Consider the following 12,068-nt stretch of genomic DNA (forward strand, 5'->3'; position numbering starts at 1 on the left):
GTTTAGGAAATTTCATGTCGCCATGGCTAATAACTTTTATACAAAACCCGCCCTGACTAACTTTTAATTTTTGCCCAAAATTGCAGCATGACACAGCTAAAATTGTGGAATAGATTTGATGATTAAATCGGGCGCAGGTCCTTGCGCCCCTACGGTTTCTCGACGTAAGCGGTAAAGCGTTTAGGGAATTTCATGTCGCCATGGCTAATAACTTTTATACAAAACCCGCCCTGACTAACTTTTAATTTTTGCCCAAAATTGCGGCGTGACACAGCTAAAATTGTGGAATAGATTTGACGATTAAATCGGGCGCAAGGATGGTACCCCTACGGTTTCTCGACGGATTTCCTAATCAATCCAATAAATCGGGTTCTTCTTTAATTATCATGTCATAAAGGGGTTGAAAGCTAAACCAACCCAAAGAATGAGAACCCACTTGACTATGAGTCAACTTCGCCGTATCCGGATTAATTAACTTAGGTTTACCCACCGCTTCCGCCATCAATTGTGCTTGACAACATCTATCCATGGCGATGAACCACCACGCCGCTTCATCGACTGAATGTCCCACGGTTAATAAACCATGATTACACAGTATAATGGCTTTCTTCTTGCCTAAGGTTTCCGCCAGACGTTCACCTTCGTTTGTATTCAAAACAACACCTGTATAGTCCTCAAACACGGCATGATCCTCATAGAAGGCACAAGCATCCTGAGTGATGGGGTCAAGGTGACGTTTCAGCGTTGACCAACTTTTGCCATAGAGGGAATGAGCATGGGCGGCGGCGATAACATCCGGTCGCGCCTGGTGAATTTGGGCGTGAATGGCAAAGGCTGCGGCGTTAACGGGTTTGTCCCCCTTGACAATTTCACCGTTATGGTTAACTAATATCAAATCAGAAACCCGAATATGACCAAAGTACATGCCAAAGGGATTGACCCAGAAATGATCGGTGAATTCAGGGTCACGCACGGTGATATGTCCCGCAATTCCTTCATCGAAGCCGTAGCGGGCAAATAGGCGGAATGCGGCGGCTAAGTGTTGTTTGCGGTGCAGGCGTTCCGCTTCTTTTGAGGTAAATGTTGGCGGTTGGGGGAGTTGGGTTGATTTTGAGGTTGGAATGGCTAATTGGGGATCAATTGAAGAAACCATAGATAGTTAGTAAATTCAGTCGGTAGATAAAAATAGATTGAACTATTTTATCAATGTTTAACCCACATTCCCGTAGGGGCGCACCGACGTGCGCCCTGATACTGAAGTAAAATGGCACTGATAAGTGGGTGGACACAATTAACGTGAACGGTTGAGATTAGGGAAGAGGCAACAGGCAACAGGCAACAGTAAGGGTTTGAGGGCGATTTACTTGCACTTAATACAGTACCGTTTTCTTTTGTCCGACTACTTATCATGTTCGGTTAAACACCCCTGAATAAAAACTCCTGAAACGATGGCTTTTACAGTATTACAATTAGGAGCAATTGTCAAGATATGATATGATTTGAGCGTTTATGGTTGGTGTTTTAACGTTTAGGGCGCTAAAGCGCAACTACAAGCATCGGTTCGCCTACAATCCCTAAACGCGCCCCCACATTAATCGCTATTAGGTCAGCCGCGTCTAATTTTACCCCAGAGTCATAGATTAAATCTGGCAGTTCAATATACGGAATAACGGCATCTAAGGCGGCTAAAACTTCTTGGCGAGTTGTGGCTTCATTAATTGCCTCACTTCCGACTCTGACGATTAAATCTCCTTCAAACAGGGGACGTGCGCCAAAATTGGCGGGGACAATTGACCCACTGGGTAGCAACATTTGTTCTAAGAGAATCCCGCGTAAGGGATGGGAGATATTAAACCGTTCTTGCGCGGTTGTACTTGTGAGTCCGGCTTTATATCCGATGCGTTGTCCTAAAATAGGAGTGAGTTTTTCTATGAAGCGATCGCGGAATTGTTCGGCTTCGGTTATGGTTAAGTCGGGCGGTGTGGTTTCCAGAGGAATACGGTTGATGTAATGGGTGACTAATTCGTCCAAAAATGGCGAATCTGGCGTTATGACAACACCAGCACAAGCCAGTTCTTTCTTGGTTTGGCAAGCGGTGCGTTTCTGGTTTGCTGTCGCCTCAACCGTACCTAACCCAAAAATTTGACTCCCTAATACAATTGTGAGAACAGCCGATTGCCAATAGTTATTTGTCATTTGTCATTCGTCTTATGTCATTCGTTATTTGTCTTATGTCGAATGTCACTGACTTAAGCTGGGTTCGTAGTAGGCACTTTAGTGCCAGAAGCGCTAAAGCGCTTACTACAAACTCTAAAGTCAGTGGCATTGGAAAAATTCTCCCTCATCTCCCTCATCTTCCCCAGCTTCCTCATCTCAATCGCCACTATCATCAGGTAATCTTACCTCCTCTAACACCTCTAACCCTGCCAAAAATTGCCGATCATTGCTAATATGAGGAAACTTCAACTGAGAATCAGGAACACCGCGTTCTAACTGACGCTGACGCACAATGGCAAAACTACCCGGTGCTAAAATCCGTAGGCGGGGCGCTGGGATATAATTATCAGGTCGTTTTACCGCATAGGATGTATTGGCGTCTTGCAGTTTACGGTCAAAACTGGCGAGGAAAGCTTGGGGATTGTCTAAACGTTGACCCGGTGCTAACTCAATATTGACTAAATAATGGGCGGTGACAATACTCTCCGAAAGGGTTAGACAAAAATCTTCTAAAGGTACGTCAAATTCCTGTTGTAAGGCTTGCATTACCTGAGTTGCATGGTGTTCTGTTGTCTTCTCTGCAGTAGCCGACAGGGTTCCGCCGCGACGATAACGGAAAACAATTAAGGGCGTCTTATTGTAAAATCCCACAACTTCGATTACATCACCAATATCGTAGCGATAAAACCCACTATAATTGGTGGTTAAGAGGCGATAGTGTTCCCCTACCTTCACCTCAGTCGCCAATAGAGTTTTCGGATGTTCGGCGTCCCATTGGTCTTCGGGAACAAATTCAAAGAAGCCGCTTTCTATTGCCAAAACACTCCCATCGGTATCTACATCCGGGTAGATACTAAATGTGGCTTCTGCTGAGGAATAAACCGCCCCAAACACAGGCGTATCACCAAAATAATCGGGAAAGCGTTGGAAGTAGAAATCAGACGTACCGCCGCGTGCGGTGGCGACAAAGGATAACTCTGACCAAACCCGTTTCGGCGTTAAGCGTCCCTCTTGGTGTAAACTATCTCGTAGTTCCTGCGCCCGTTCCGGATAAGCAGACCATTGATGCTCTAATTGTGACCGAATCCCGGATTCTAAATCTAGCCAATCCGCAATTGTCCCTTTGTCTAAATCCCGAATCAAATCTTCGGCGTAGGTTTCCAAATAACTTGCCGTTCGCAGCAGGAGCATGGGAAAATTAGCAATCATCCCCCGCATGGTGCGATCGCGTAGCGCAAAGAGTAAGCAAACGTAATGGCGGGCTAGGCTATCCCCCGGTTGCAGGGTTTCAAAGGGATGGGCAAACAGTTGTTGGTAGAGAAATTTCCCCATCCGCAGCACGCCAACACTGGCATAACCGTACCGAATCCCTCCTGGCGTCTGTCCCATGGGTTGCACAGAGTTGGTAATTAAGAGTTTACCAAACTTACGGTTGCGAGTGTTCAGCGCATCGGCTAAGAACCCCATACTGGTTAAATTAGCCCCTCGCAAGGAATTCTGAAACCGCTTGGTTACGGGAATCAGCTTCTTTGAACCCGTGGAACCACTGGTGAGATTAAGATAGACTACGGGGTCAGGGGTTAAGATATTAGACTCACCCTGGAAAATACGTTCAGTGTAGGGTTCATAACTACTATAGGGCAGAACCGGGACGCGATCGCGAAATTGGTCGATGGTGCTAATCTCTCTCAACCCCCATTTCCGCCCTAGTTCGGTGTTAGCATATTGTCGCAACAGCTTTAGCAGAAACCGTTCCTGTACCGCCTCCGTCTGATGCGTCTTGTTCACGAAATTGGCTTTAACCTGTCGGGTTAGCGTGGTTAATAGGGGCAGTACATAATTTGACATGATATCCTCGTACCAGTTGAAATTGAACGTTTCTCCCTAGCCGAATCAAATTTTGGCAATTTTTCCGGCATTTTTCGGCATTTTATGGTATGGTTTCATACCGAGTCGTTACCCAGATTCCTGTGCTTGTTTGCCAATGACCGATCAGAAATTCCATCATTTTTGTCACTTGTTGAATAAATTGTCAAGTTTTTTCCCCATTTTCTCAGATATCGTCCCCACCCCTACTCCTTAGTTTCAGGAGGACTATTGATGGGGATGGAGTTGAACCCTTGCCAAGATGTGCTTTCTTAAGGTTTTGTTCCCTAGTTCTCGGTTAAACGTCCCTCAGATAAGTACCTGGCGATAACGTCTGTTCGCTGTCCCCAAAAATGCTAACAACTGTCAAATCCTGACTGTTCTCTGTTTCCCGTTTCCTTGTCGAGTTTGATATGCGAATGAACCCCTCAATTCTCTCTGTACCGCGTGTCGATATATCCACACTCACGCCAGAAGCCTTTAGCCAACGCTATCAACAAACCGGGACACCTGTGGTGATTACCGGATTGTTGGAAAATGAACCCGATTGGACTTTGGAGTATCTTTGTGCAAAAATTGGCGATCGCGAGTTTATGGTGCGGAACTACGAACGGGCGAACTATAATTCTGGAGACTCTCAACGTTCTCGTGTCGGTAGTGGCGTCGCCTTAGAAACCATGCGATTCTCCGACTATGCTGAACTTTTACGCTGTGGTAAAGTTCAAGAGAATGATCTGTATCTGGGAAAAGCCCCCCTCAAGACTACCCAACTAACCCAAACCTCTACCTGGAAAACCTTGGGCGACAAACTTGGTTTTACTCAAGCTGTCACCGACTTTAAAATGTATATGGGTTCAGGAAGCCATCGTTCTGGATTGCATTACGATATCCTGGATAATACCTTGATTCAACTGCATGGGGTCAAAAAAATTGTCTTGTTCCCTCCCTCTCAAACCTACAATCTTTATCCCTTTTCCATTCTCGGTCATTTACGTCATGGGATGAAGTTGCGTTGCTGTTTTAGTCAAGTATCTTTAGAGCATCTCGATTTTGACGCCTTTCCTAAATTCAAGCAAGCCCTGGAACACAAACAAGAGGTCATTCTAGAACGCGGAGAAACACTTTATTTGCCTGCTGGATGGTGGCATGATGTCAGTGGAATTGATAACACTATGATGTGTTCAGTCAATCGATTTTGGCGCATTTATCCGGCTAGACGCGCCTTGCTGAATTGGGAACGATGGCGGTCTATCCTAGGGGTTGTCTGTGCTATTCCTTATATAGGAGGCAATTTAATCACAGCTTTATTTCAGCCTCATCCTCAGTCAAATATTCGCCAAATATTGTACAGAATTTGAGTAAAAAAATTAAACTAGCCTTTGTTTTATCTCACTAAGCAAGATCCCCGAATTCTCCAAGAAGTCGGGGATCTGTCTGTGTAATTAACAATTGTAGGGGCGGGTTTCACTATTAACATTTATTGTCACCTAGATGTCACTAAACCCGCCCTAATTATTAGGGTGAGAGGTTTAACTTATAGTCCCAGACGCCTATAATTATAGTGTTCGATCATGAGTGAACGATAACCAATGACAACCAAACAGACGATTAAAATCGAACGCCAACCGAGTCAGGAACGCCTGGACGAGTTAAAAGTGTTCAATTGGTCAATTTGGACGAAGGAAGCCTCAGAATTTCCCTGGACTTATGATGAACCAGAAACCTGCTATTTCCTGGAAGGCGATGTGGTTGTCACTCCTGATGGCGGTGAACCTGTCGAAATGGGAAAAGGCGATTTAGTTACGTTTCCAGCCGGAATGTCTTGTACTTGGAAGATTAGGAGTGATGTGAAGAAGCATTACCAGTTTGGATAGTTCAGGTGATTTGCCCATCCCTTCCTGTGGAGATAGGAGAAATTTGCTCAGGATATCTCCCTTGTGATTGATTCTCCTAGCAGCCCATTTCAATCCATTGATGTCAACCTGTAGAGACGTTGCATGCAACGTCTCTACATGTATAGTTGAGGTAAATTATGCAATCTAAGAATTAAAATTATGCAGCCAATGCATATTCAATCCAATTTTGTATTTAAATATACGAAACCTCTCGGGCAAGGGTGTGATTCTTGTAGCGGACATCGGGGAACCGTAAATAAATTACTTCGGTTAAGTGAGAGCAATTGACGAATTCAATGGATTAAAAAATTGCTCGATTAAATTGAACCCCCATTCGGAAATTTTTACAGATAGGTAAGTAACAGATGCTGCAAGAATTATGGTCATTTCGCGGTCGATACCGCATCTTACATTTAACGTGGTTTGCCTTCTTTCTCTCCTTTGTCGTTTGGTTCAATTTTGCCCCATTAGCGACAGCCGTACAAGAAGAATTAGGGCTAAGTGCGGCACAAATTCGCACCTTGGCGATTTGTAACGTAGCGCTGACGGTACCGGCTCGGATTATTATCGGTATGTTACTCGACCGTTTTGGTCCACGGTTAACTTACTCCGTGTTGCTGATATATGCGGCAATTCCTTGTCTGGCGTTTTCCCTAGCGCAAGACTTTAGCCAATTAGTGATCAGCCGTTTAGCCCTAAGTATTGTGGGTGCAGGCTTCGTGATTGGTATCCGCATGGTGGCGGAATGGTTTCCCCCCAAAGAAATTGGCTTGGCTGAAGGAATTTATGGGGGATGGGGTAACTTTGGTTCGGCTGCATCTGCGTTTACCCTACCCACAATTGCGGCGTTATTAACCGTTGGCGCTGGGGGTGGATTGATCAACTGGCGATTAGCGATCGCACTCACTGGTATTATTGCTGCACTCTATGGCATCTTTTACTATAGAAACGTTCAAGATACACCTCCGGGTAAAGTTTATCAGAAACCCAAGCGTCACGGTGGCTTAGAAGTCACCACCAAGCGGGACTTTGGATTCCTGATGCTGATGAATGTTCCTCTGGTGGGTGTTCTGGCTGTCTTGGCTTGGCGTTTAAGTAATGTTGGTTTCTTAGATGGAACTGGATTAATTATCACCTGGTTAGCGCTGTTGGGGTTATATCTGTTCCAGGCTTACAAATGCTGGGATGTAAATAAAGACCTCATGACAAGTAAAAAACGGTATCCTGCTAATGATCGCTACAACTTCTCCCAAGTCGCCCTTCTAGAATTAACCTATGTGGTCAACTTTGGTTCAGAATTAGCCGTTGTTTCCATGCTTCCCGCCTTTTTTGAAGGAACCTTTGGATTGAGTAAGCAATTAGCCGGAATGATTGCTGCTAGTTATGCGTTTATGAACTTAGTTTCACGTCCCGGTGGCGGATTAATTTCAGATACTTTAGGAAGCCGGAAATGGACGATGACGGTGTTGACAGGATGCATGGGAATTGGCTATCTGATGTTGAGTACCGTAAATGGGAGTTGGTGGCTACCTGCTGCGGTTATTCTCACTATGGGGTGTTCCTTCTTTGTCCAAGCTGGTGAAGGGTCTACCTTTGCCATGGTACCGTTAATCAAACGCCGAGTTACGGGTCAGATTGCGGGTAATGTTGGGGCGTATGGTAATGTGGGTGCTGTTGCCTATCTCACCCTATTTAGTTTGCTCCCTGAAGGCGATTTCGGTAACCGCGTTTTCTTCCAAACCTTAGGAGTTACAGCATTAGTGGTTACCTTCCTCTGTTGGTTCTTCCTCAGAGAACCTAAAGGATCTTTTGCGACACATCATGAAGGTGAAGAAACCGAATTGCCAGTCGAAGGTGTTCCAGTTTTGGTGGATGAACAAACCCATTGATGTTGATGATTCATTGGTAAGTTAGCCAATTATCGACATCCCTTTGTAGAGACGTAGCATGCTACGTCTCTACAGGTTTATGGGGGGATTTGAGTGAATCTTTTAAAATTTGGTTTATGTGTTTCAATCCCGTTGCCGGGATTCATTATAAGGAAACTATAGGCTGTGAGCGTAGTAAGACCAGGACTGATTGTTTCAATCCCGTTGCCGGGATTCATTATAAGGAAACGAATCAGTGAAGCTTCCAACGCCTGAACTTTAGTAAGTGTTTCAATCCCGTTGCCGGGATTCATTATAAGGAAACCTCAAAAGCTTCAGGTTTTTCCCTGTAAACTTGCTTGTTTCAATCCCGTTGCCGGGATTCATTATAAGGAAACCCTCGGTCGAATCGAAGATAAAGACCGAGTGAACGTTTCAATCCCGTTGCCGGGATTCATTATAAGGAAACTCCCCTTTGACGCCTTGCCGTCGCCAATGACCTTTGCGTTTCAATCCCGTTGCCGGGATTCATTATAAGGAAACGCTCAAGGTTGGGCGTAGTAATCAGCCAGCGGTTCAGTTTCAATCCCGTTGCCGGGATTCATTATAAGGAAACTCCAGGTTCTCCCGCCACCCCTCGTTCCCCTTTGTGTTTCAATCCCGTTGCCGGGATTCATTATAAGGAAACCAAGTGGAAGTATCTCAATGTCAAGTCATTCCCAGTTTCAATCCCGTTGCCGGGATTCATTATAAGGAAACGGTCAAAGTCTACACAATGCTGAATTTGTTTTGTCGGGTTTCAATCCCGTTGCCGGGATTCATTATAAGGAAACAATGGATTTAGACGGCTACGACTTAGAAGACATCATGTTTCAATCCCGTTGCCGGGATTCATTATAAGGAAACCCCGCCCTCTGAAACCCTTTCTAGCCGGGACTCCCACAGCCAATTTTGACGGCTGACGAAATCCAAACGCTGAAATGGACTTTTTGCTTTTTTTGCCCTTTCTCAAAAACGGCTGAAATCTTTAATTGTCAAGGTTCCTAGCGTTTTGACGGCAAACCGGGTTTTTTGCCCCCGCTTCGTCCCGTCAAAAATCCGCTTATTCACATCATAGAATAAGGCTCTCATCTTGTCGAGGTTAGCGCGTAGGTTGGAGAGCGATCGCGACACCCAATATCCCAGACGATTGGCTGAGATGAGACGTTGTTCACCGGAATGCGATCGCGTGTACCCAGTTCATCAACCAGCACCTAACCTCCAATCTTACGTTCCACGGGATCTGGAAAACCTCTCTCCATCCCCCCTTGCCCCCCTTTGAAAGGGGGGTTAAAGAGAGAAGGCTTGGGATTCTCTTCTGGTTTTACTGTCCTCTATTATCTCATAGTGAAATACGCTCATTTTCACACCATTCTGTAAAATTAGCATTTCTCCAATGTAATTTTTTCATATCCCATGACTTTTTGTTGCTGTTTATACCAAATCAACACTTTTATTTCCTTAACCTGAACCCAAAGATAGTCAAAAAGATATGAATTCTAAATTTTAATTCCCTGTTCCCTGTTCCCTGTTCCCTAAAAAAATCCATGACTAACTCAACAAAAACACTTTGTCCCTATTGCGGTGTCGGCTGTGGTTTAGAGGTCACGCCACCCGCCCAACCTGGTAAAGCCACTCATCGCGATAGTGAAGGAACACCAATATGGCGAGTACGGGGCGATCGCGATCATCCCTCCAGCCAGGGAAAAGTTTGTGTCAAGGGAGCGACAGTAAGCGAATCCTTAGATAAAAATCGTCTCAAATATCCGATGATGCGAGACTCCTTGGATCAGCCCTTTCGACGAGTCAGTTGGGATGAAGCCCTCGATCGCATCGTCCTCCAACTGCAAACCGTCCGCTTTACCCAAGGACCTGAATCCATCTGTATGTATGGTTCTGGTCAATTTCAAACCGAAGACTATTATATTGCCCAAAAATTACTCAAAGGCTGTCTGGGTACAAACAATTTTGACGCCAATTCTCGCCTCTGTATGTCCTCCGCCGTATCGGGTTATATCCAGAGTTTCGGGTCAGATGGTCCTCCCTGTTGCTACGAGGATTTAGAAAAAACAGATTGTGCCTTTTTAATTGGTACAAATACCGCCGAATGTCACCCAATCGTATTTAATCGCCTGCACAAACATTGTAAAAAGAACCGCAAGGTAAAAATGATTGTGGTTGACCCCCGGCGTACTCCCACCGCAGAAGCTGCTGATTTACATTTAGCGATTCGACCAGGGACGGATATAGACTTGCTGAATGGAATTGCCCATTTGCTGATGCGTTGGGGGAAAATTAATACCCTATTTATTGATGACTGTACGCGAGACTTTCCCCTCTACGCCGATATCATTCGCCACTATCCCCCCGAACTTGTAGCGCGTAAGTGTGGGATTCGGTTAGATGAATTGGAAAAGGCGGCTCGATATTGGGGTGATTCCGAACGAGTATTATCCTTGTGGTCAATGGGGATGAATCAATCCTCAGAAGGAACCGCCAAAGTCCGCACATTAATTAACTTACACCTGATGACCGGAACCCTTGGTAGACCGGGTTCGGGTCCCTTTTCCCTCACTGGACAACCCAACGCGATGGGGGGACGAGAAGCGGGAGGATTGGCGCATATTCTCCCGGGTTATCGGTTGGTGAAGAATCCCCAACATCGGGCAGAATTGGAACAATTGTGGGGACTCAATCCAGGACAAATTTCCCCAGAACCGGGTTTACCAGCTTGGGATATGATCCTGGGATTAGAGACAGGTGCAGTCGGATTCCTCTGGATTGCGGCGACGAATCCGGCGGTGAGTATGCCCGATTTAGAACGCACGAAAGCGGCGTTGAAGCAGTCCCCGTTTACGGTGTATCAGGATGCCTATTATCCTACAGAAACGGCAGCTTATGCTCATGTCATCCTTCCCGCCGCCCAGTGGAGTGAAAAAACGGGAACGATGACGAATTCTGAACGGGTCGTAACCTTATGTCCCCAATTCCGCAACCGAGTTGGCGAATCTAGAGCCGATTGGGAAATCTTTGCCGAAGTTGGGAGGCGTTTAGGGTTTACGGAACAGTTTGACTTTGCGGATTCGGCGGCGGTGCATCGGGAGTTCGTGCAAGTCACCCGGGGGCGGGTTTGCGATATGACGGGTATTAGTTATGAGCAGTTACAGGAGAGTCCAATTCAGTGGCCCCATCCGCAGGAAAACCCGGAGGCGGAGTTTACCGATAAGTCCTCAACCTCTAACGAGACTAAACCCACCCCGACAAATTCCAAACGCTTGTACACAGATTGGCGCTTCCCCACCGCCGATGGACGGGCAAAGTTTGCCGCGTATCACTCACGGGGATTGGCAGAACCCCCTGATCCGAATTATCCATTGGTCTTGACAACAGGACGCCTGTATGGTCACTGGCACACCCAAACTCGGACGGGTCGTATTCCCAAGATTCAGCAAATGCATCCACAACCGTTCATAGAAATCCATCCCCGTGATGCCCAGAAACTAGGGATTGAAGACGGGAATTGGGTAGACGTGCGATCGCGCCGGGGCAAAAGTCGGTTTCCGGCTCAGGTAACGAAAGCGATCGCGCCAGGGACGGTATTTGTACCGATGCATTGGGGGGCGTTGTGGGCAGCCAATGCCGAAGCGAATGCCTTGACCCATCCAGAATCTTGTCCGGAGTCTGGGCAACCGGAGTTAAAAGCCTGTGCGGTGCAGGTGAGTTTAGTGCCAGAGTCGGCAGAGGTGCAATGGGAACAGGAGGTTGAGCAACAGTCGATGTTGGGCAAATAAACCCGATTTGAGTGTCCACCAGTAGGGTGGGTTAGGCGGTGCTTCGTGGAGGAAACGAACCATCTAATCCCATATCCGCCGTAACCCACCAGGTTATAAACACCGCCATTGAGTAAAGGGCGACCCGAGTCAATGGACGCCGTTGTGAATTAATGCAAGCAGGTCGCCCCTACCATAATCAACCGTAGGGGCGCACCGACGTGCGCCCTTTGTCAGACGTGCGCCCTTTGTCAGACGTGCGCCCTTTGTCAGACGTGCGCCCTTTGTCAGACGTGCGCCCTTTGTCAGACGTGCGCCCTTTGTCAGACGTGCGCCCTTTGTCAGACGTGCGCCCTTTGTCACAGGTTATCAGTAAAACCCGTCATTCATCCCCGAATCACCACAATGGCGCG

The 12,068-nt window shown here is 46.5% G+C and carries 8 protein-coding genes, 1 pseudogene and 1 CRISPR repeat array; of the genes and pseudogenes, 5 read left to right on the forward strand and 4 right to left on the reverse strand.

Annotation, left to right across the window (positions count from 1 at the left end):
• Positions 1-352: 352 nt before the first annotated feature.
• From RIE73_RS08040 to RIE73_RS08050, 3 genes are all read right to left on the reverse strand, one after another.
• Positions 353-1,153: a class II aldolase/adducin family protein gene (locus tag RIE73_RS08040; protein ID WP_446400696.1), complete on the reverse strand. Its 801-nt coding sequence runs from the start codon at positions 1,151-1,153 to the stop codon at positions 353-355.
• A 383-nt stretch (positions 1,154-1,536) separates the two neighbouring features.
• A complete protein-coding gene (locus tag RIE73_RS08045) occupies positions 1,537-2,196 on the reverse strand; it encodes a 2-keto-4-pentenoate hydratase (protein WP_446400697.1) in 660 nt (219 codons plus the stop codon).
• A gap of 177 nt (positions 2,197-2,373) precedes the next feature.
• The gene (locus RIE73_RS08050; RefSeq protein ID WP_446400698.1) at positions 2,374-4,065 is read right to left on the reverse strand and encodes a GH3 auxin-responsive promoter family protein; all 1,692 of its coding nucleotides are present in this window, start codon (positions 4,063-4,065) and stop codon (positions 2,374-2,376) included.
• A 437-nt stretch (positions 4,066-4,502) separates the two neighbouring features.
• Here RIE73_RS08050 and RIE73_RS08055 point away from each other — a divergent pair, with 437 nt between their 5' ends.
• The 3 genes from RIE73_RS08055 (at position 4,503) to RIE73_RS08065 (ending at position 7,867) form a co-directional block, all read left to right on the forward strand.
• Positions 4,503-5,441: a cupin-like domain-containing protein gene (locus RIE73_RS08055; protein WP_446400699.1), complete on the forward strand. Its 939-nt coding sequence runs from the start codon at positions 4,503-4,505 to the stop codon at positions 5,439-5,441.
• A gap of 231 nt (positions 5,442-5,672) precedes the next feature.
• Positions 5,673-5,957, forward strand: coding sequence for a cupin domain-containing protein (locus RIE73_RS08060; RefSeq protein ID WP_446400700.1), 285 nt, complete (start codon positions 5,673-5,675; stop codon positions 5,955-5,957).
• A gap of 386 nt (positions 5,958-6,343) precedes the next feature.
• Positions 6,344-7,867, forward strand: coding sequence for an MFS transporter (locus RIE73_RS08065; RefSeq protein WP_446400701.1), 1,524 nt, complete (start codon positions 6,344-6,346; stop codon positions 7,865-7,867).
• A gap of 120 nt (positions 7,868-7,987) precedes the next feature.
• A CRISPR array of direct repeats spans positions 7,988-8,752; the repeat unit is 37 nt; unit sequence GTTTCAATCCCGTTGCCGGGATTCATTATAAGGAAAC.
• Positions 8,753-8,973: 221 nt separating this feature from the next.
• Here the strand turns inward: RIE73_RS08065 and RIE73_RS08070 are convergent.
• Complete coding sequence (locus RIE73_RS08070) at positions 8,974-9,099, reverse strand: hypothetical protein (RefSeq protein ID WP_446349878.1); 126 nt, start codon at positions 9,097-9,099, stop codon at positions 8,974-8,976.
• A 333-nt stretch (positions 9,100-9,432) separates the two neighbouring features.
• Between RIE73_RS08070 and RIE73_RS08075 the strand changes: the two genes are divergently transcribed.
• Entirely contained in the window at positions 9,433-11,676 is a 2,244-nt protein-coding gene (locus RIE73_RS08075) for a molybdopterin oxidoreductase family protein (RefSeq protein ID WP_446400702.1), read from the forward strand.
• A 209-nt stretch (positions 11,677-11,885) separates the two neighbouring features.
• Positions 11,886-12,068 (forward strand): annotated as a pseudogene (locus RIE73_RS08080) (hypothetical protein); the annotation flags it as partial.

Origin of the sequence: Coleofasciculus sp. C1-SOL-03 (assembly GCF_040220555.1) — a bacterium.
GTDB lineage: Bacteria > Cyanobacteriota > Cyanobacteriia > Cyanobacteriales > Coleofasciculaceae > Coleofasciculus.

Excerpts from the sequence above, each read along its gene's own strand:
- RIE73_RS08040 (WP_446400696.1), bottom strand. The coding sequence starts at position 1,153 with ATGGTTTCTTCAATTGATCCCCAATTAGCCATTCCAACCTCAAAATCA.
- RIE73_RS08045 (WP_446400697.1), bottom strand. The coding sequence starts at position 2,196 with ATGACAAATAACTATTGGCAATCGGCTGTTCTCACAATTGTATTAGGG.
- RIE73_RS08050 (WP_446400698.1), bottom strand. The coding sequence starts at position 4,065 with ATGTCAAATTATGTACTGCCCCTATTAACCACGCTAACCCGACAGGTT.
- RIE73_RS08055 (WP_446400699.1), top strand. The coding sequence starts at position 4,503 with ATGAACCCCTCAATTCTCTCTGTACCGCGTGTCGATATATCCACACTC.
- RIE73_RS08060 (WP_446400700.1), top strand. The coding sequence starts at position 5,673 with ATGACAACCAAACAGACGATTAAAATCGAACGCCAACCGAGTCAGGAA.
- RIE73_RS08065 (WP_446400701.1), top strand. The coding sequence starts at position 6,344 with ATGCTGCAAGAATTATGGTCATTTCGCGGTCGATACCGCATCTTACAT.
- RIE73_RS08075 (WP_446400702.1), top strand. The coding sequence starts at position 9,433 with ATGACTAACTCAACAAAAACACTTTGTCCCTATTGCGGTGTCGGCTGT.